This is a genomic window from Polyangiaceae bacterium (genome assembly GCA_016715885.1).
Taxonomy (GTDB): domain Bacteria; phylum Myxococcota_A; class Polyangia; order Polyangiales; family Polyangiaceae; genus Polyangium.
In genome coordinates this window covers 833,994-854,391 of record JADJXL010000015.1, presented here as the reverse complement: position 1 = coordinate 854,391, position 20,398 = coordinate 833,994, and the positions used below count along the sequence as shown (strand labels likewise).

19 protein-coding genes are annotated in these 20,398 nt (G+C 61.0%); 11 read left to right on the top strand and 8 right to left on the bottom strand.

Going from position 1 to position 20,398, the window contains the following annotated elements:
* Window positions 1–6 precede the first annotated feature (6 nt).
* The 3 genes from IPM54_16990 to IPM54_16980 form a co-directional block, all read right to left on the bottom strand.
* A complete protein-coding gene (locus IPM54_16990; GenBank protein ID MBK9261489.1) occupies window positions 7–273 on the bottom strand; it encodes a glutaredoxin family protein in 267 nt (88 codons plus the stop codon).
* On the bottom strand, window positions 270–1,754 hold the full coding sequence (locus tag IPM54_16985) for a radical SAM protein (GenBank protein ID MBK9261488.1): 1,485 nt from the start codon (window positions 1,752–1,754) through the stop codon (window positions 270–272). The genes IPM54_16990 and IPM54_16985 overlap by 4 nt, the downstream gene beginning before the upstream one ends.
* Before the next feature lie 74 nt (window positions 1,755–1,828).
* Entirely contained in the window at window positions 1,829–4,300 is a 2,472-nt protein-coding gene (locus tag IPM54_16980) for a DNA internalization-related competence protein ComEC/Rec2 (protein ID MBK9261487.1), read from the bottom strand.
* A gap of 214 nt (window positions 4,301–4,514) precedes the next feature.
* Between IPM54_16980 and IPM54_16975 the strand changes: the two genes are divergently transcribed.
* The 7 genes from IPM54_16975 to IPM54_16945 all read left to right on the top strand — a co-directional run bounded on the left by IPM54_16975 (window position 4,515) and on the right by IPM54_16945 (window position 10,947).
* Window positions 4,515–5,723 (top strand): S1 family peptidase, encoded by a 1,209-nt coding sequence (locus tag IPM54_16975; protein MBK9261486.1) that lies wholly within the window; start codon window positions 4,515–4,517, stop codon window positions 5,721–5,723.
* An 18-nt stretch (window positions 5,724–5,741) separates the two neighbouring features.
* Window positions 5,742–6,602: an ABC transporter substrate-binding protein gene (locus IPM54_16970; GenBank protein MBK9261485.1), complete on the top strand. Its 861-nt coding sequence runs from the start codon at window positions 5,742–5,744 to the stop codon at window positions 6,600–6,602.
* Complete coding sequence (locus IPM54_16965) at window positions 6,599–7,402, top strand: TlyA family RNA methyltransferase (protein ID MBK9261484.1); 804 nt, start codon at window positions 6,599–6,601, stop codon at window positions 7,400–7,402. The genes IPM54_16970 and IPM54_16965 overlap by 4 nt, the downstream gene beginning before the upstream one ends.
* 59 nt (window positions 7,403–7,461) lie before the next feature.
* Window positions 7,462–8,673 carry an ABC transporter substrate-binding protein gene (locus tag IPM54_16960; GenBank protein ID MBK9261483.1) on the top strand — a complete coding sequence of 404 codons (1,212 nt, stop codon included), beginning with the start codon at window positions 7,462–7,464 and terminating at the stop codon, window positions 8,671–8,673.
* Window positions 8,674–8,807: 134 nt separating this feature from the next.
* Window positions 8,808–9,692: a branched-chain amino acid ABC transporter permease gene (locus IPM54_16955; GenBank protein MBK9261482.1), complete on the top strand. Its 885-nt coding sequence runs from the start codon at window positions 8,808–8,810 to the stop codon at window positions 9,690–9,692.
* A 56-nt stretch (window positions 9,693–9,748) separates the two neighbouring features.
* Window positions 9,749–10,327: a hypothetical protein gene (locus IPM54_16950; protein MBK9261481.1), complete on the top strand. Its 579-nt coding sequence runs from the start codon at window positions 9,749–9,751 to the stop codon at window positions 10,325–10,327.
* A 359-nt stretch (window positions 10,328–10,686) separates the two neighbouring features.
* Complete coding sequence (locus tag IPM54_16945; protein MBK9261480.1) at window positions 10,687–10,947, top strand: hypothetical protein; 261 nt, start codon at window positions 10,687–10,689, stop codon at window positions 10,945–10,947.
* A gap of 313 nt (window positions 10,948–11,260) precedes the next feature.
* Here the strand turns inward: IPM54_16945 and IPM54_16940 are convergent, their stop codons facing one another.
* From IPM54_16940 to IPM54_16920, 5 genes are all read right to left on the bottom strand, one after another.
* Complete coding sequence (locus tag IPM54_16940) at window positions 11,261–11,626, bottom strand: DUF5615 family PIN-like protein (GenBank protein MBK9261479.1); 366 nt, start codon at window positions 11,624–11,626, stop codon at window positions 11,261–11,263.
* 71 nt (window positions 11,627–11,697) lie between these two features.
* On the bottom strand, window positions 11,698–11,934 hold the full coding sequence (locus tag IPM54_16935; protein MBK9261478.1) for a DUF433 domain-containing protein: 237 nt from the start codon (window positions 11,932–11,934) through the stop codon (window positions 11,698–11,700).
* A 38-nt stretch (window positions 11,935–11,972) separates the two neighbouring features.
* Entirely contained in the window at window positions 11,973–12,767 is a 795-nt protein-coding gene (gene sdhB, locus IPM54_16930) for a succinate dehydrogenase iron-sulfur subunit (protein ID MBK9261477.1), read from the bottom strand.
* A 2-nt stretch (window positions 12,768–12,769) separates the two neighbouring features.
* A complete protein-coding gene (gene sdhA / locus IPM54_16925; protein MBK9261476.1) occupies window positions 12,770–14,770 on the bottom strand; it encodes a succinate dehydrogenase flavoprotein subunit in 2,001 nt (666 codons plus the stop codon).
* A gap of 44 nt (window positions 14,771–14,814) precedes the next feature.
* Window positions 14,815–15,603, bottom strand: coding sequence for a succinate dehydrogenase (locus tag IPM54_16920; protein ID MBK9261475.1), 789 nt, complete (start codon window positions 15,601–15,603; stop codon window positions 14,815–14,817).
* Here IPM54_16920 and IPM54_16915 point away from each other — a divergent pair.
* From IPM54_16915 to IPM54_16900, 4 genes are all read left to right on the top strand, one after another.
* Window positions 15,591–17,510, top strand: coding sequence for a hypothetical protein (locus tag IPM54_16915; protein MBK9261474.1), 1,920 nt, complete (start codon window positions 15,591–15,593; stop codon window positions 17,508–17,510). The two genes, IPM54_16920 and IPM54_16915, sit on opposite strands and share 13 nt — an antisense overlap.
* A gap of 49 nt (window positions 17,511–17,559) precedes the next feature.
* The gene (gene tsaE, locus IPM54_16910) at window positions 17,560–18,048 is read left to right on the top strand and encodes a tRNA (adenosine(37)-N6)-threonylcarbamoyltransferase complex ATPase subunit type 1 TsaE (protein ID MBK9261473.1); all 489 of its coding nucleotides are present in this window, start codon (window positions 17,560–17,562) and stop codon (window positions 18,046–18,048) included.
* Window positions 18,049–18,062: 14 nt separating this feature from the next.
* A complete protein-coding gene (locus tag IPM54_16905; GenBank protein MBK9261472.1) occupies window positions 18,063–18,857 on the top strand; it encodes an ABC transporter permease in 795 nt (264 codons plus the stop codon).
* Window positions 18,858–19,075: 218 nt separating this feature from the next.
* Window positions 19,076–20,371: a PAS domain S-box protein gene (locus IPM54_16900; GenBank protein ID MBK9261471.1), complete on the top strand. Its 1,296-nt coding sequence runs from the start codon at window positions 19,076–19,078 to the stop codon at window positions 20,369–20,371.
* Window positions 20,372–20,398 lie beyond the last annotated feature (27 nt).

Below are 20,398 nucleotides of genomic sequence, written 5' to 3'. Positions count from 1 at the left end.
GCAGAGCTACCCGTTCGGCGATGTGCTGGTTGGCTCTCCGAGTAGCCGAAGCAGACGAGCTTCGTCGACCCGATGTTTCATCATCTTTCGCCCATCGATCTCGATGACCGGAATGTCCCAATCGTAGGCGGATTTCTTGTCTTCCGAGGCTTCTCGATCGAGGTCCACCACGACGAGCTCGAAAGGTAATGCAGACTGAATACGCAGAACCACCTCGAGAGCTTCGTCGCAAAGATGGCAGTTTTCTCGCGTGTAGAACGTCACGGTTTTCATGCCGGCGCCACGACCTGCAGGCGACGCCGCTTTCCAGCGCCCGGCGTGAGCGCCTCGAAAGCCCGCTTGTACGCCGCAAACGTGCCTCCCGCATGACACGCCTCGAGCACCGCGAGGCCTTCAGCTTCGCCGCCCTTCGCGAGCACCGCTTCGGCCCACGCCCACTTCGCGCTCGTCGATCGCACGTCGGCACGCCCCGCGAGACCTCGACGCAGCCTTTCGAGACGCGCTTGCACCACATGGATGCCGGCAAACGTCGCATCGGCGAGCGGCGTGTTTCGCTTGGGGCAAAAGGGCGCAATTCCCAGCGCAATCGGGGCTTGTTTGGCGAGCTCCGAAACGAACGCCACGCATTCGTCGACGTCTTCGTCGGTTTCTCCGGGAACACCGATCATCAAATACAGCTTCAAACGAGCCATCCCGTGCTTGCGTGCAAGCTCGGCAGCTCGTGTGAGGTGCCGAGGCCGCGCACGCCGGTCGAGCACTTCACGCACGCGTTCGCTCGTGCCGTCCATCGCCGTCGTGAGCGTGCGATAACCCGCGGCCCTCAGCGCTCCGACGAAGTCGTCCGTGAGTTTGTCCGGACGCAAGCTGGACAAACCTACTCCTGCCCCGCGTTCGACGAGCGTCCGGACAATCTCGACGATTTTCGGGTGATCACTGACGGCAGCGCCGACGAGGCCCACGCGACGCGCATCTTCCGGGATCAAGCCCAAGATGCGATCTTTGGGCACGATGCGCATGCCTCCGTTGGTCGATCGCCGCATGACGCAGTAGGTGCAACCGCGCGAGCATCCGCGTTCGGTTTCGATGAGGAACATGTTCGACAGTTCAGCATCGGGTGCGCGAATCGGGCCCCATGCAGGTAGGAGATCGTCGTCGCACTGCGCGATGCGCGGCATGTCCGATCCGTGCCGAGACGGCACGAAGACATGCGGCATGCTCGCGAGCGTATCGAGCGCATGTTCGCGCGAGGGTGCGTCCCGAAGAACCCGCAAGACTTCGATCCCAAGCGTGTCTGCTTCGCCCATGACGATCGCGTCGACGAACGGGGACAGCGGCAGCGGGTTCGAGTTCGTCAGTGGGCCGCCTGCGAGGATGAACGGAAACGATGCGGATCGCTGTTCGCGAAGGGCCGGAATACCGGCCGATTCGAGCAGCCGAATGACACCGGCAACCTCGAGCTCGTACGCGACGCTGAGCGCAATGACGGGGTAGTCGCTGATGGGACGAAGGTGTTCGTAGGTGAGAGGAACGATGCGCGCGCCGTCGTCGTCATCGGGCAAAAAGGCGCGATCGGCCGCCATGTCGGGTTCCGCTTGGACAAGCCGGTAGATTTGCTGGAACCCGAGTGAGCTCATGCCGACGCGATAAGGCGACGGATACGACAGAGCCACGCGGAACGATGCGTGCTTGTCGATGCGCCCGACCTCATCGGCGAGGCGGCGGCGGATGGTCGCCAGGTAGGCATCGCGAGACATTTCGAGGTCGGAGGGTTCACGAGCGGCGGCAGCGATGCAAGCGTTCGGCGCGAAAAAGCGCGCGTTCGGATGCGTCAACGTGCAGACGGGCGAAGCATTCGAACACGCTCGCCGTCGGTTTCCCACACGATGTCACCGCCGCGATCGGTGCGAAGAGCGGCGACTCCACGCGCCTCGAGCCGCTGCAAGACGCCTGGATCGGGGTGACCGTAACGGTTGCGTACGCCTGAACAGACGAGCGCAGCGCTGGGAGAAACGGCTTCCAGAAAAGCGGGCGTCGTGGACGTCCGGCTGCCGTGGTGACCAATTTTGAGCAGGTCGGCGCGAAGCACGGCAGGGTTTCGCGCGAGCAGTGTGCGTTCCGCTTCGGCCTCGGCGTCGCCTACGAGGAGCACGGCACGGCGGCCGTACGTGATGCGCAAGACGAACGAATTGTCGTTGGCGCTCTCGTCGGGGACAAACCCTGGACAAGGCGAGAGCACTTCGATCGTTGCACCTCCAAGCACATGTTTTCCGCAGAGCTCGTCGGGCTTGCGGATGCGCACGTTTCGCGTTCGCAAATCGGCCATCATCCGCTTGTACACGGGCCCCGCACCGTGTTCTTCGCCTTGACCCGTGTCCCAGAACTCGCCCACTTCGATGGAGGGAAGCGTCGATGCGAGCCCACCGAAATGATCCGGATGCGGATGCGACAGGACGACGATGTCCACGCGATCGCGCCGCATCGCACGCAGCACGGGCAAGACCACGCGTGTGCCCGTGTCGACGGGACTGCCCATGAAGCCGCCTCCATCCACGAGCATCGTCATCCCATTTGGCAAGTCGACGAGCAGCGAATCGCCCTGCCCCACGTCGAGCGCGCGCACGCGAAGTTTGCCCGGTACGGCGCTTGCTCGCATCGCCAGCACCTCCACCAGCAAGAGCATCGCCAACCCCGTTGCCAGCGCTGCAGCGCGGCGCAGCTTGCCGCTCGCGAGACCCATGGCAAGCGCCGTGACGGCGATCGTTGCGAGGTGCGCGGGCGTCGGCGGTGGAAACGTGACGACTCCGCCAAGGTCGCTCGTGACGCGAGCCACGGCCCGGACAAACAGGAGCGCTCCGCCTCCAATGACCGCTGCACCTTGTTCGACGGGCGGCAACCATGCGAGCACCGTGTGGGCAAGACAAACGGGGAGCGCGGCGAGCTCTCCGATGGGCCCCGCGACGAGGTTCGCAAGGATGCCGAGCACCGAGATGTTCGGCGTGATCATCGCGAGAAACGGCGTGCATCCAATCATCGCGGCCAGCGTCGTCGCGATGGGTCGCAAGACGAGCTGAAGCGGCGCGGGACCTCGCACGATGAACCGCGCAATCGGCCGATCGAGACCCAGCAACCCAGCCGTGGCCGCTGCGGACAGGACAAACGATGGGTCGCTCCCGACGAGCGGATCGATGACGACTGCGACAAACAGCGACACGCCAAACGCGCGCACTCCATTCGGGCGCAGCGCGAGCGTGCGAATGAGCATCGCAGCAGAAAGCATGCCTGCAGCTCGAAGCGCCGAACCGCTACCGCCTGCAAAGTCCGCGTAGAGCCACGACGTCGGGATGGCGAACGCCGCGGAAAAACGCCCCACATCGTAGCGAGCCGCGAGCACTTCGATACGCACGAGCAGCGCACGCAGCGCGGCCGCAACTCCGGCTACGGCCAGCACGAGATGCGTGCCGGATACCGCGAGCAGATGGGACAAACCACTGCGCCGAAACGCTTCGTCGTCCGCATCGCGCAAGTCGGTTTCGCCAAGAACGAGCGCACGTGCGAGAGGGTTTGCCTCGGGGTGAAACGTCGCTTCGATGCGCCGGCGCACGTGCACACGCGCGCGATCGATCCACGCAGTGATTCCGGTGCCGCGTTCGACACGCACCAAGTCCACGACGGCACCCGATGCGGCCACACCACTGCGCGCAATGAACGGCCTTGGATCCGGTAGCGATTCGTTCAAGAACAGATGCACCGGAGCCACGTCGACGAGCACGGTCACGCGATCGCCGCGCGCTAGATCATCAGGCGCACCGTGAAGCCGCACGCGTAGCGGCTCGACGAGCGGCCCGCGCTCGCATGCGCCACGTACGATCTCCAGCTCGATCCGAGCATCCCCCGCGGCACTTCCGTCGCGTTTGTCCTCGCCGTGTTGCACCACGGGCGAGCGGATCACGACGGCTTCACCTTCGCATCGACCCGGTGCACCAAGGGTTTCGACGACGCGCGCGTGCAGCGCAGTCGCCGCATCGATCGCCAATCGCGAACGCAGCGCACCAATTCCCAGCGCGATCGCCAGCATGACGAGTGCCCAGCGCTCGACATGACGACGCAAGAGAAAGAGCGAGACGATCGCAGCGATCGAAGCCGGTACCGGCGCGCGTGCCAGTGCCGATCCCGCAGTGAGGGCGAGCGCAATGAGTAGAACTTTGTCCGTCATGCGGTAGTGCCATGGCAAACCTCGGGCCAACGCGATCACCTCGGGTTTGCCCGTAGCTTTTGCGTCGCGTTCCCTGGCGGCCGCCATGGCGGAGGGTGGCGGCCGCCATCTTCGACACGCTGCATCCTCGCGATCCGGCCCACGTCATTCCATGACGCGTACGGTCCCGTCGAAGCTTTCCGCGCGACGTACAACTCCGTGCGCGTGCAGAGGTGCGTTCGTACAATGCGCGCTTCGTACCAGCCTGGCTTCTGCGCATCGCCCGGCGGTTCGTCCTTTCGTAACAGTCGGAGGTTTGTCGATGTCGCCGTTTGCCCCCCGTTCTTGCTTGCCCCTTGTGTTCGGCGCCCTCTCGCTTGCTGTCGTGGGATGCGGTCCCGAACCCTCCGACGAATCGGAGCGCTCACTGGCCGCTGCGGAACAAGAGATCACCGGCGGATACACCGATGAAAACGACAAGAACGTCGTCGGGATCTACGCCAACAACCTCGGCGGCATCTGCACGGGCTCGCTGCTCACGCCGAACATGGTGCTCACCGCGCGCCACTGCGTATCGGAAATCAACAACAACCAGGGTGCGGTCGAATGCGGCGTGACCACGTTCTACCCGCCTGTCGCGGCCAGCCAGTACTACGTCACGTTCGAGACGCAGATGCCGCAATCACAGGTCGGATACGTGGCCGTGCAAGAGGTCGTGACGCTTCCCGCCGACAACAAGTTCTGCGGCAACGACCAGGCGATCCTCATCCTCAAGGACAACGTCGATCCCAACATCGCCAAACCGCTCGTGCCCCGCATCGACGAGCCGCTCGTGAAGGGCGAGAAGTATTCGGCCATCGGGTACGGCGCGACAAACGGTTCGGGCTCGGGCGCCGGCACGCGGCGCAGGCGTGACGACTTGCAGATCAACTGCGTCGCCGACCAGTGTCCTTCGTTCTACGTCAAGGCAACCGAATGGATGGGCAACGCCGGGGTTTGTCAGGGCGACTCGGGCGGCCCTGCTATCGATGAGAAAAACCGCGTCATCGGCGTGACGTCACGTGGCGGCTTCAACTGCTCCGATCCCATCTACGGGTACGTTCATTCGTGGAGCGATTGGATCAAAGAAACCGCAACGCACGCCGCCGAGCTCGGTGGTTACGATGCACCTTCCTGGGTGAACGGTTGGCCGACGGATCCCGAATATTCCATGCCTCTTGGCGATGCTTGCACGGACCCGTCGGGCTGCGTATCGGGACGCTGCATCAACGACGGCTACGCGCAGTACTGCACACGCTTGTGCAGCGATCTCGCCCCGTGCCCCGATGGCTGGTCTTGCCAGCCGGACAGCGCCGGGCAGAACGTGTGTTTCCAGGATCCTCCGCCTCCCGAAGAAGTCGACCCCAACAAGGACACGACGAACGATACGTCGTGCAGCATGTCGGCTAGCCATTCCAAACCCGCGCCTTGGTCTGGCCTCGCGCTCGCTCTTGGCCTCGCAGCGCTTGGTTTGCGGCGCCGTAGCCGCTAAATCGACGCTTGCTCAGACATGCCCATCATCACCCGCAGACAAAACCTTCTCGCGCTGATGGCAGCGGCCGTCTCGGCATGCTCGCGAGCACCCGCCAAGGAAAAACCCTTGCGGGTCGTATCGATCTCGCCGAACACGACCGAGACCATGTTCGCCATCGGCGCGGGTGACGCGCTCGTCGGGCGCTCGCGTTATTGCGACGTCCCCGCAGAAGCCAAGAAGCTTCCGGCTGTCGGCGGCTTTTCCGATCCGAACGTCGAAGCGATCGTCGCCCTGTCACCGTCACTCGTCATCGGCGGGCGAGGTCCCGCGGGTCCGACGCTCGAGCAAAACCTTCGAGCGCACGGGATCGAGACGTTTTTCCCGGAAACGGAAACGATCGCCGCCATCAATACGATGATCACGGACCTGGGAAAACGCGTCGATCGCATGGCTGGTGCACAGCGCGTCGTGCGTGACATCGAGGACAAACACAAAGCTTTGAGGACCAAGCTCGAGGGCAAACCTCGCGTCCGTGTTTTGTTCGCGTTCGACATCGCTCCGGTCATCGCAGCGGGTCCCGGAAGCTTCACCGATGAAGTGCTTCGCGAAGCTGGCGCGGAGAACGTCGTCACCAAAGGCGGCCCGTACCCAACGATCGGCCTCGAGCATCTCTTGACGCTCGACCCCGACCTCCTTCTCGACGGGGCATCCGACATGCAAGCCACGAAGTCCATGCGCGAACGCGTGACGGATGCCCCGGGTTGGAAGGAACTTCGCGCAGTGAAGCAAGGTCGCATCCGTGCCGTGGGATCCGATGCGCTGCGGCCGGGACCGCGCATTGGCGATGGCCTCTGGGCCGTCGCTCGTGCCATTCATGGCGACGACTTCGCGCCATGACTCGTTCGACTGCTCGCGTGCGCGCCGATGCGCTTCTGGTCAGCCGCGGCCTCGCGGATACTCGAGCCAAAGCGCAGGCGCTCATCATGGCCGGCAAGGTCACGAGTGGCCCGGTGCGGATAGACAAACCGGGGATGCTCGTAGCTCCCGATGCGCCGCTCGACATCGCGGCATCGCCCAAGTTTGTCTCGCGTGGCGGGGACAAACTCGATCATGCCCTCACGGAGTTCGCAGCGTTGGGGCTCGATGTTGCGAACAAGCACTGCCTCGATGTCGGTGCTTCCACGGGAGGCTTCACGGATTGCTTGCTTCAACGTGGAGCGGCGCATGTGCTCGCGGTCGACGTTGGACACGGACAGCTCGCGGACAAACTCCGCGCGGACGTACGCGTGACCGTTCGCGAACGTACGAATGCACGCGATCTCAGGCGCGAGGACCTCGTGCACGGACTCGATCTCGTCGTGGTCGATGCTTCGTTCATTGGTATTGGAAAACTCATCGGCCCCATCGCATCGCTCTTGGATCCAGGCAAAGATCTGGTCGCGCTGGTCAAGCCGCAATTCGAGGCGGGACGCGAAGCTGCATCACGCGGACGCGGTGTCATCCGGGATTCCGCAACGCGAAATGAAGCGATCGATGCGGCGCGCCACGCCATCCAAGCCGCCGGCTTCGACATCGTGAGCGAGGTCGATAGCGCCGTGGCGGGCCCCAAAGGCAACGTCGAGCGGTTCGTCTGGGCGCGTCGGCGACGTGTTCTGCTCTCGCCCGACACGCAGAATGCTGACGTTTCGCCGCGATGATGGTACTCATCCTCGGCGCGGCTTTGCGCCGCCGCGGCAAGGACGACGAGGAGCAGTCGATGGTCGGACGACTGGGTTGGGAACGAAGGCGGATCTTGGCGCTCGCCGTGGTCAGTGCGAGCGCGCTCTGTTTCGCCGCGTGCGACAAAAAATCCGATCCCACACCTGATCCCGCCGGCGGAGCAAACCCTTCGGGCACGCACGAACCTTGGAAGGTGGGCGCTTACCTGAGTTTGTCCGGTGCCGAGACGCAATTCGGCATCGAGACGAAAGAAGGCATCGAGCTCGCGGTCGACGAAGCCAATTCGGGCGGCGGCATCAAGGGCCGACAGGTCAAGGTCCTTTACGAGGACAACAAGTCGACGCCGCAAGAGACCAACAACAAGGTCTTGCAACTCATCACGCGCGACAAGGTCGTGGCGCTCTTGGGCGAAGTGACGTCGTCGCGTTCGATGGTCGGCGGGCTGGTCGCCAACAAGCACAAGATCCCGATGATCACGCCTTCCGCCACGGCGCCGGAAGTCACGCAAATTGGTCCGTTCATCTTCCGCGTCTGCTTCACCGACGACATTCAAGGCAAGATGGGCGCCGAGTTTGTCGTCAAGACGCTGGGAAAAAAGAAGGTCGCCATTCTTTTCGCGTCCGACGACGTGTACTCGTCCGGCCTCGCATCGCAGTTTCGCGATGAAGCCAAGAAGCTCGGCGCCGAGATCGTCATCGAAAAAAGTTTTCTCAAGACCGAGACGAACTTCACGACGTTCATCAACGAGATCCGCGACGCCAAGGCCGAGATCGTCTACGCGCCGATTTACTACAACGCGATGGTGCCGATCGCGCGGCAAGCGAAGGCCGCCGGCGTGTCTGGAAGCTTTTTTGTCGGGGGCGATGGCTGGGATGCCGATACGCTCCTCACGGATGCTGGCGACGAAATGGAGGGCGCGTACTTCACGAATCACTACGCGCCCGATGTCCCTTGGCCGAATGCGCAAGCTTTCCTCAAGTCGTACAAGACTCGTTTCAAGCGGGATCCAACCAGCCTCTCCGCCATGGGTTACGATTCGGCGAAGCTGCTTTTCGATGCGATGGGTCGTGCGAAAGCGGACACGCCCGAAGGCATTCGCGATGCCATCGCCGACACGAAAGGGTTTGCCGGAGCCACGGGAACGATCACCATCGATCCTGCTCGAAATGCCGACAAGTCCATCGTCGTCGTGCAGATCAAGAACAAGAAATTCACCTACTACGCGACGGTGAACGACAAGAAACGCTGACGACGCGTCCTGTCGAATCCTTGGTGCACGATGGCGAAGTGGGTGGGATGCTCGGCCTGCCCTAGCCGCAGTAGGCTCGTTTCAGTTACCCTCTGCCCCCGCTTTTCGGCGCTCGAGGTTTTGGTGGCTCCATGATCATGAAGATCGTCAATGCCCTCGTCACAGGGCTCGCCCAAGGGTCGATGATTGCCCTCGTCGCGCTTGGCTACACGATGGTCTACGGCATCTTGAAGCTCATCAACTTCGCGCACAGCGAGGTCTTCATGATGGCCGCGTTCGTCGGACTGTTTGCCATCACGGGCCTCGGAGGCAAAGACGCACCGCTCGTCGCAGGCATCGGCGGAACGCTCGTCGCGATGGCATTTGCCGGCATGCTCGGCATGCTCGTCGAACGCGTCGCGTACGAACCGCTTCGCACGCGCGGCAAGGGCAAAGCCAACACGCGCATCACGCCGCTCGTGACGGCGCTCGGCATGAGCGTGCTCTTGCAGAACCTCGCGCAGCTCCTCTTCACCGCTCAGTACCGAGGCTATCCGCAACTTTTGCCCATCGAGCACACGCGCAAGGTCATTTTCATCACGGCCTTTTCCACGATGATTGCGCTGCAGTTCATCGTGCATCGCACGTGGATGGGCAAAGCGATGCGCGCGCTCAGCGTGAACATCGAAGCCGCGCGCCTCATGGGCATTCGCACTTCGCGCATCATCGCCATCACGTTCATCACCGGATCGGTTCTCGCGGCCATCGGAGCCGTCCTGTATTGCCTCGACCAATCACAGGTCTATCCGACGATGGGTGTCGTCATCGGCACGCGCGCCTTCGTGGCAGCGGTCATCGGAGGCATCGGCAGCATCCCCGGCGCGATGCTCGGCGGCCTGCTCATTGGCATCATCGGCGAATTGACCAAGCTCACGCAGTATTCGGGTCTGCAAGACGTCCTGGTCTTCACGGTTTTGATCGCGGTGTTGCTCGTCAAGCCGACAGGGCTCTTGGGCAAACAGTCGATCGAGAAGGTCTGACGGATCGGCCAGCGCATCGCGGCCCTTGAGCTCCTCTTGCGCTATCCTGAGGATCGATGCTTCGCCGATTCGTCCTTGCGTCGGTTTGTCTCTCCGGACTTTTGGGGTGTACTCGAACGGCGCCCGCGAATTGGGCGCGTGGAGGCGCGCCGCTCGAGATTCCCCGCGCGCGATGGATCGTGGCGACGTCGGTCGTCGATCTTTTTCCCGATGGTCGCGTGCTGTTGAACGACAACCAGCAGCTTACGGTCGATCGAGGCGGGCGCATGTGGGACTCGAACAACGATCCCGTCGCGCTGCTCGAACCAACGGGTCATGTGATGGGTCCTGGGGACAAACTTTTGGGCACCGTGGGCGTGCTGCATGCGTCGAAGGACAACGAGCAAAATGCGTGGCTGAGCGTGCTGCCGACGGGTGAGGTCGTGCAGTATGCGGACGACGGGACGCGCACACCGCTTGGAGCGTGGGTTGGATGCAATCAGACGTATCGATCGCATCAGACGTGCACGTATTTGAGCCACATCTTGGCGCCGCGAATCTTGACTTCGCTGCAAGGCGGCCGGACTTGGTATCCGCGTGGTCCAGGTTGGGGTCCGGGCTTGATGCCTGGGATGGGCATTGGTCCTTGGCGTTGATCGAATCCCAAGGCCTTTTTCCAAAACCCCTGGAAACGTACGGTCGCGTGCCCTATCGCGGAAGGTAAAATGGGGGTTGCGCGTTTCCATCTGGAAGCGCGTGGGCCTGTTGAAAAGGGGGCTTTATTCCGCACAAAATCGCTGATCATAGATAGGACATATCCTGTCCGACCATTCATTTATTGGGGTGGAAATTGTTTTTGCGCGCGTTATGATAGGCGCCGCTCGTTGGACGATTGAAAATCGGACGTCGTCCCGAGCTTGCGTAATCCATCGGACGGGTCACGAAATGCCTGGGGGTCAGGCAATGCGTGCTCATTTGCACTTTTTTGATCCGTCCACAAATCGAGGAGGCATTCGTGACGCTTGCGATGATGCATGTCAATGGCGCTCGTACGCGCATGCCCATGGCGTGCTCGGCGATTTCAATGCTCGTCCTGGCTTTGGTCGGGGCGCTGGGTTTCATTTCGTGGATGTTGGAAACCAACCATTCGAGCCCTGACGTTCAGGAAGCACGATCGGTGAAGGCCGTGCAATCGAGCGCTCCGACGGCAAACGCGCCCGACGCATCGGATTCGCCTGAAACAGAACCATGGATCAGATATTCGCGGGAATTCTGATCCCGCACACTTTTCCCGCGGGTGCAGTGAGCCTGAAAAGGCATCCTGCCCCGCGGTTTTTATTTTTGTGCCATTTGCTTGGATAGTTGATGGGCAACGGAAATTCTGAAAGCTGTCGTTGCATTATACAGTCCAAGGTGGTAACCACGAACCATGCGTAATCGCCCGGCCACATCGAGCGCCAATGCAAATAGCGAATCTTCGCGCAAGATATTGGAAGGTATCGCCGTCGGTGAGCGTGCGTTCGCTGACGGTCGTGTCGTTACGCACGACGACGCCCAAATGCGATTGAAGAGGTGGCTAAAGGAACCGATCACCGAACCGGCAATTGATGAATGCGAACGCCGCGATCATCGACGGTAACGATTGCGCCCGTCGCTAGTTCCTGCCCCGCCGCGCGAACCACATCAAGAAGCACGTGCACGAGCCGATCAACGTCAACGTACGACATACGAATATTGATGAGCGATGGTGTCGAAGCGCCCGTCGTTGCCAATATTGCAGCAAAATCTTGGTCATGGCTGACGACGACAGCATTGCGACGCCGACCCTCTTCCAAAATCTGTTTGTCTTTTGCTCGACAGTCCATCAGTGCTGAAACGTGCACCGCATCGTGACCGGCATCGCAAAGTCGTTCAACGACTCGACGCGAAACGTTGATATCTACAATGAATTTCATGCGAATGACAGCTTAGTCGGCCCTTAGCGATGTGGAAGCAGTTTTAAATTGGGCCTCGATGATAGTGTCACTCATGCGGCCGACGGTATCACCACGGTGCGGCCTGATGCCAACCAAGCTGCATACTGAAGACATGCCGGAATGTCTTCTGTTTCAAGTTCTGGAAATTCATCCACAATCTGCGCTGCCGTCCTGCCCGCCGCCAGGTGCTTGAGGACAAGGGACACTGGGATCCGAATGCCGCGAACACAGGGTTGCCCACCGCAGACTTCTGGATCCGACGTGATGCGGGACAGGAGCGTTTCCATGCGCCCATGCTACCGCGTCTACTGGCTGCTGCAAGCGGCTACTTCAACAGCCACCCAAACAAGAGCCGCTTCGTCGCATCCCGCGACACGGACGCAATGCTGTCGACGAGCGGTATCTCCTTCGGACAAACCTCGACGCAATTCTGCGACTTGCCGCAATCTTGCACCCCGCCCTCGTCCATGACCGACTCGAGCCGCGCATTCTTGTGCAGCGCTCCCGACGGATGCATGTTGTAAAGACGCACCAAGTTCACCGCAAATGCACCCACGAATTTCGTCTGCGGACCATATTGCGGACACGCCTCGAGACAACACCCGCACGTCATGCAGCGCGACAGCGGATATCGCTCCTCTTGCTGCTCCTGCGATTCTCGCGGCCCAGGCCCCAAGTCGTGCGTGCCATCGATGTCGATCCACGCATGCACCCGCTTCATGTCCTCGAACATGCGACCGCGATCCACCACGAGGTCCCGGACGAGCGGAAACTTCGTCATGGGCGCGAGCGTAATGGGCTCACCATTCGGCGCGAGCTTGTCCACGAGCGCCGAACACGCCTGCCCAACGCGACCATTGATGAGCATCGTGCATGCGCCGCAAACTTCTTCGAGGCACGACGATTCCCACACAATGGGCGCCACGCTTTTGCCATCGGCCGTGCGAGGGTCTTTTTGAATTTGTTGCAAAGCGCTGATGACGTTCATCTGCGGCAAATACGGAACCTTGAATTCCTCGAGCCGCCTCGTTTCGGGCAACTCCTGCCCGTCCTGACGCCAAATGCGGAGATGAACGCGGCGGCCCGTTCCGTTGTCCTCGACGCTCGTTTGCTTGGCCATGATTACTTCTTTCCCGTCGCAGCCGCGCTCGCAGCGCCCGCCTGCTCGTATTTGCGCTCGCGAGGCGCCACGAGACTCGTGTCTACCGCATCGGTCACGTGCACCGGTTGACCCGCGCACGAATAATCGAATTCCCGAATGAACCGGACTTTGCCCGGCCCTTCGTGCTTGGCCAAGGTCGTCCGCAGCCATTCGGAATCATTTCGCCGCGGAAAAGCTGGCTTGTAATGCGCGCCACGCGATTCGTCACGGCGCCTGGCCCCTTCCGCAATGACCCGCGAGAGCGCGAGCATGTTTTCCAGGTGTCGTATGAATTGCGCCGGTTGATTGACCCTTTGCGACCGATCCGAACACGACACCTTCTTCACTCGCTCGTCGAATTCCGAAATCTTCTCGAGCACCTTGTCGAGCGTCGCATTGTCGCGCTCGATCGTGCAATCGCGAAGCATGACGTCGCCAAGCTCTTCGTGCAGCTTGTACGGGTTTTCAGCGTCCGCCACGTCGCGGTTTTGTGCCAGAATGCGCTCGTAATCTTCTCGACAAGCTTTTTCGGCTTTCTCGAAGATCGATTTCGGCAAATCGAATGCGCTTTTCGCGAGGCTCTTTTGGTAACTCGCGACCGATGGACCCGTGACGATTCCGCCGTAAATGCACGACAAGAGCGAATTCGCGCCGAGACGATTCGCGCCGTGGTACTGATAATCCACTTCGCCGACGGCATACAGGCCTGGAATGCTCGTCGCATGATTACGAGGCGACCCCACGCGAAGCGATCCGCGGCTGTCGCGTTCGAAGTCGACCCACAATCCGCCCATCGAATAGTGTACGGCCGGAAAAACCTTCATCGGGTTCTTGTACGGATCGACGCCGGCGAACTTTTCGTAAATCTCCAGAATGCCGCTGAGCCGCGTGCGCAAAAACTTTTCGTCTTTGTGCGTCAGGTCGAGGTACACTTCGTTTTCATTGCGGCCGGTTTTCCCATTGAACACGCCGCGTTTTTCATGAAAACACGTCTTGAAAATGGCGCGCGATGCAATGTCCCGCGGAACGAGATTTCCATAACCGGGATACATTCGCTCGAGGAAATAATCGCGTTCTTTTTCCGGAATGTCTTTGGGCTCGCGTTTGTCCGTCGAATCTTTCGGGACCCACACGCGACCGCCTTCACCACGAGCGCTCTCCGAAATCAATCGAAGTTTGTCCGCGCCAGGAATGGCCGTCGGATGGACTTGAATGAATTCACCATTCGCGTACACCGCACCTTGCCGATAAACGCTCGCCGCCGCCGTGCCCGTACAAATGACGCTCAGCGTGGAGCGGCCGAATACGACGCCGTTTCCGCCCGTCGCCAAGACGACGGCATCGCCTTGGAAATGCCGAATCTCCATCGTCTTGAGATCCTGGGCAATGCAACCGACGCACGTGCCGCTATCGTCGAGAATGGCTTGCAAAAAGTCCCAAAACTCGAACTTCCGGACCATCTTTTCGCCGGGAATGGTCAAGCCATGGTCATCGACGACGTCCTGCAATTCGTAACGCCGAACTTGTTCGTCGAGCGCGTAAAGAAGCTGCTGGCCGGTCGTCGCGCCGGCATACGCCGTGCGATGAAAAAGCGTGCCGCCGAAACGTCGAAAATCGAGCAATCCCTCGGGCGTGCGATTGAACGGTACGCCCATGCGGTCGAGCATGAACACGATGCTCGGAGCGGCTTCGGCCATTCCCTTGACGGGCGGCTGATTGGCGAGAAAGTCGCCGCCGTACGCGGTTTCCTCGAGGTGAATTTGGGGGCTGTCCCCTTCACCCTTGGTGTTCACCGACGCATTGATGCCACCTTGGGCGCATACCGAATGAGAACGTTTGACCGGTACGAGCGATATCAAGTCGACGGGAACTCGCGCTTCGCAAAGTTTGATCACCGTCATGAGGCCCGCCAGGCCTCCGCCGACGACGATCACCCGCCGAACTTTCCCTCCTTCACTCCGGTACGTGCTTTTGCCAGCCATATCGATCGAATGCTCCGTGGGCGTTTACGCCATGACCGGTCGCTTCAGGGTGTTGCCAAGGGTGGTGCTGCTGCCTGGGATTTCGCGGACTGCTCGCGGATGTCGAGGCACGAACGCGTGCCCGTGGGTTTTTCGAACCACGGCAGCCTTTCTTGGATGCTCGAACCCGTCGCGAAGTAAATGACCGTATTGGCGCCCAAGACGAAGACGGCCAGGCCCACGATGCCGAAGGCCCAGGCCGCCATTTGTTGAGCTCGGCGGGAAATGGTAATGCCCCACGAGAAGCAGAATCCCCACAGGCCATTGGCAAAATGAAATACGCTCGCCGCGATGCCGAGCACGTAAATCAAGGCAATGACCGGAATCCCTTTCACCGACGATGACATGTCCGCGCAAAGCGCCGGGTAAAACTGCTCGGGAGCCATCCTCCCAATGAGTTTCTTCCACCAGTATTGGTACATGTGAAAGCCGATGAAGAGAAATGCGAGCAGGCCCGTGATTCGTTGGAGCGTATACGCCCAATTGCGGCTCGTGCTGTATTTCGTGACGTTGTGCCGCGCCTCGAATGCGAGCTTCACGCCGTAGAGCGCGTGAAACGCGAGAGGCGCCAGGATCAGGCCAACCTCGAACACCGGGAGATACGGCATGTGGTTGATCTCCCGCACCGCAGCGTCGAACGGCTCCTGACCTCCGAGCGCCTTGGCGTTCGTCCACAGGTGATACACCATGAAGCCGCCTACGGGCACGATGCCCGTCAGCGAGTGCAGCTTGCGCAAGAGAAACGCGCGGCGGTGCTTGGCGATGAGAGATTGATCTTTCGATGTTGAGGACACGCGACCTCGTCGGCTTGCAGGCAGTGGGCGATGTATGGGACTCTCGCCAAGACGTCAAGGTGACGCAACCTTTTGGCACCCGACTTCGTCCAGCGAAAGCCCGCGATCGCATCGGCTCCGCTGCACTGCTCCTCGCGATCGGCGTGGCCATTTCAGCGGGTTGCGCCGGCTCGCGCCCCGAAAATGCGCCCACCGTGCCGCTGTCTTCATCGGTGCGCGCGCAGATCGAGCTGCGTGCGATTTCCGCATCGTTCGCTCAGGCAAACCGCGCGGACCGACTCGAGCTCGAAGGGCGCCTCGTCGCCTTCGAAGAGCGCTTTGCCAGCGATCCGCTCGTCCCCGTCGCCGACGTCATGCTCGCATGGATCGCGCTCGATCGCGGCAACATCGAACGCGCCCGCGAGCTCAGCTCGCGCGCCTTCGCTCGCACGAAAGGTCGAGGCACGACGGCGGATCACGCCACGATGATCGAAGGCGCAGCGCTCAGGCGCACGGGCAAACCCGACGCGGCCCTGGACAAACTCCTTCCGCTCCGAGGCAAACTCATCGATCCGCACGCGCGTGCGCTGCTCAATGAAGAGCTCACGACGAGCGCCATCGGAGCCAAGCGTTACAGCCGAGCGATCGACTTGATGCTCGATTGGCTGAACGAATCGAGCGTGGAACACCGCGCCGAAATCCGCGCCAAGCTCGCGGATCTCGTGGCGAGCATCCCCTCGGACAAACTCTTGCCGATCCTCGAAAAGCGCCGCGTAGCGCACGTCGAGCCGGCCAACGAAGAGCTTGCAGTTCAAACGACGCTCGTCGCAAGGCTTGCCGAGTCGGCGCTGTCGACACGCAATCAAAGCTTGGCAACGCGGCTGCTCGACACGTCGAGCGCTCTGCTTGGGCCAAGGGCCGATGCGATCGCGACCCTGGCGGGAGGAGGCGGCGGCGAAGCTCGCGTCGAAGCGCCGACCGTGGGCTTCGTGCTTTCCGTGCGCAGTTCGGAAACACGAAAACGTGGTGCCGAAGTGGCGCGAGGCATCACGCACGGGCTAGGCCTGCCGGGATCGGATGCAAGGCTTGCGACGCGCGACGATCTTGGACGCGTCGAAGGCATCGAAGATGCGCTCGAAGGCCTCGTGGCCGATGGTGCCGCGATCATCATCACGGGCATCGATCGCGAAGAAGCAACGCTCGCTGCGACCTTCGCAGCGCGCGAATCGGTGCCCATCATCTTGCTGCACCCACCAGCTCGTTCGGCGCCTACGTCTTCGTCCGTGTTCGTCATGGGTGAAGAGCCCGAGCGACTTCGCACGACACTCGTCGCTGCGTTGGCCGCACACATGCCGACTTCGACCAAACGTCGACCGGCTGCTTCGCACGTCAAGCCAGGGCAAATCGTGTGGGTGGGCGACAAGGGCAGCGTCGACATGGGCCACGCTGAATCGTTTGAGTGTCAACGATTGCCTCCATCGTGGCGCGGCATCGGAGGAGTCGTTGCGTACGGTTCGTGTGTGGCCGACGTGCTCCTTGCCGTTTCGGGTACGTCCGTACAAACCGCCGTCGGTCTGGATCTCGACGGTGTTTCGCTCCCGAAGGGAACGCTCGCTGCGACCGCGGGCGTATATCCCATCGACCCCCGGGCGATCGCGACCCCAGCGCTTGCTCGGTGGATGCGACAGCACGCGGAACCGCCGACCATTTGGGCGGGGCTTGGCCGGGACGCGGCCGTGCTTGCTTGGTCGGCGGTTCAAGTCTTGCCCTCACGAGGAACGAAGGATCCGCAGGAGGTCAAGGCGCGGCATCGCAAAGCGACCGAAACGCTCGCAGCCGCCGAGGCGGAGCTATGGACCACGGAAGCGCGAGGTTTCGGGGGCGAGCGCAAGCTTCCGCGACAGGTGGGTGTGCGTCAGGTGCGCTAGGTTTGCGGCGCGCTTGGTGCTACGGCAGGCGTGACCTACCGGTTCTGACGTGACGACGACCCTTCCACTTCCCACGCGCCGTGCGACGATTCGGCTAGCTCGTGCGCTTGCGTCCCTGCTCGCTCCAGGTGACTTGGTGATCCTTTCGGGTGATCTTGGTGCAGGTAAGACGTTCTTCACTCGAGCTCTTTCGCGAGCGCTCGGGGTTTCTCACGACGAACCCATCACGAGCCCGACGTTCACGTTGATTCACGAATACGCCGCGCGTCTTTCCATCGCGCACGCGGATCTCTACCGAGTTGCGGATGAAGACGAGCTTGCGCAGTTGGGTCTTCGCGAGCGTCGAGGTGAAGGTTCGGTGCTCGTCGTCGAATGGGGAGCGCCTTTCGAGTCTGCGCTTGGAGGCGACGCCTTGCGCATCACGTTCGACCTTTCGTCGGATGGTTCCCGGTCGGCGCGAATCGATGCGACAGGTCGGCGCTCACGCGAGCTTCACGGAGCTTTGCGCGCGGCGGTCGGCCTTTCGCCCGATGCGTGATAGAAGAGGCGCCCGTGGGCGAGCCCGAAGCAAGCACTTGGCAGCGGATCCTCGGAGGGGTCCTTTCTGTCTTCGAGAGCATCGGGACGACCGTCAGTTTGACGATCCAAACGTTGCTCTGGCTCTTTCGGCGTCCATTTCGCGTCAATCAGATGCTCGCCGCGATGGACTACATCGGCGTGCAGTCCATCTTCATCGTCGGTCTGACGGGCACGTTCAGCGGCATGGTGCTCGCTTTGCAGACCACGTATGCCCTCAAAGCATTTAGCGCCGAGGGTCGCGTGGGTGGAATCGTGGCCGTGAGTTTGGCGCGCGAGGTCGCGCCGGTGTTTTCCGCGATCATGATTACGGCTCGAGCGGGCAGCGCGATGGCGGCCGAGCTTGGCAACATGCGTGTGACGGAACAGATCGACGCCATCACGACGATGGGCGTCAGTCCCGTTCAATATTTGCTTTCGCCGCGGCTGCTTGCGGGTGTCGTGATGGGGCCACTTCTATGCATTCTGTATACGACGGTGGGAATGCTGGGGGCGTACGTGGTGGCCATTGTGTGGCTCGGGGGTGATTTTGGTATTTTCATGCAGAGTATTCGCGACACGGCGGTGCCCAAGGATCTTTTCATGGGCATCATCAAAAGCTCGGTATTTGGATTTCTCATCTCATCGATTGCGTGTCGACACGGTTTTTTTGCATCTGGTGGGGCACGTGGCGTCGGACTAGCGACAACGAATGCAGTCGTGGAAAGCTGCGTGTCGATCTTGGTGACGAATTACATTCTCACACAGGTCATGCTGCAAGGGGACCTGTAGGTATTTGCCGACACCCATTGAATCAGGTTTGTCACTCGCAAAGTAACCTTACGTTGGGTGACGATTTGTTTCAAACTTCATTGCTTCGCACGCAAAATACCTTAAGTAATAGTCTCCTAAGACAAAAAATGTCTACCCGTCAATTTTTTGCCGGTGTAGTTTGGACGTTCGAGATGCAAGACGCGTTATTCCTGCTTTCTTTACTCATTGGGTGAGACATGTGTGAGCCGGGACAGGCAGACAAGGCCACACGAGATGGCGTTGATCGGCGCTTACGGGCGCTCGTTGCGATGGCGCCCATCGCGATGCTCGAGACGACGATCGACGGCAGTGTGTCTTGGGCGAACAATCGGTGGGCATATCTCACTGGCGCCACTTCGAGCGACGCATTGGAAGGGCGATGGTTCGACGCGGTGCATCCGGATGATCTCGCACGCGTCGTCGAAGCTTGGCGACGTGCGACGTCCGAGCACGTGAGCATCACCATTGAATGCAGGTTTGTTGTCACGAGCACCGTCATTCGATGGATCCAATTCAATGGTGCACCGCTCTTCGATCCGTCAACGAGTACGACGACGTATGCCATGACGGCGACCGACGTCACCGACAAGCACGAATTGAATGAAATGGCTCGAACCACGACGGGCCTCGAATCTTGGGCGGAACAAAGTGCCGCGGCGCTTGCAGAGCAAGGCAAGGAGCTTGGTATTTTCGCCGCCCTCGTGGCTTCGAGCGCCGATGCTATCGTGATTGTCGATCCGCGCGGAAAAGCTCGGTACGCAAATGGTGCGTTCCGCAAACTTTTCGACATCGGCCTCGACGCGTCCCTGGACGAGCTTTTCATTGCGCTTGGCGTCGACGACTCCACCAAAGACACTTTGCGTGCGGCAAGCGCGGCGGGCGAATCTTGGCGCTCCACGGTGGTGCTCGAGCGCCCGCGGCTCGGGACGCTTCACGTCGACCTCAGCAGTTTTTCCATCATCGACACGACATCGCGGACCATTGGTATGGCCATCATGATTCGTGATTTGTCGATCCACAAAGAGGCTGAAGTCGAACGTTCGCGCCTTCATGCAGAAATCATCGTCGCGCAAGAAGCCGCTATTCGCGAATTATCTACACCGCTATTGCCCATCGGACCCCGTGTCATTGCAATGCCTCTCATTGGCTCCATCGACGCGACGCGTGGACAACGAATCCTGGATACGCTCTTGGCAGGTATCAATCGTCATCATGCGGATTTCGCCATTCTCGACGTCACCGGGGTTCGCCGCATGGACGCCGACATTGCCGATATTTTATTACGCAGTGCCAATGCCGCAAAGCTGCTTGGCGCGAATGTGATTCTCACGGGCGTGAGCCCCTTCGTCGCAAAAACATTGATCGAGCTCGGAGCGGACATGAGCGGCATTCGTACGCTCGCTACGCTCGAGCAAGGAATTGATGCCGCCTTTTCACGCACCCGTTTCCACACGAAACCACTTCGACGAGATGTCAATCCATCGCCGAAATAGCTGAATGCGACGTCCCTCGGAAAGGAG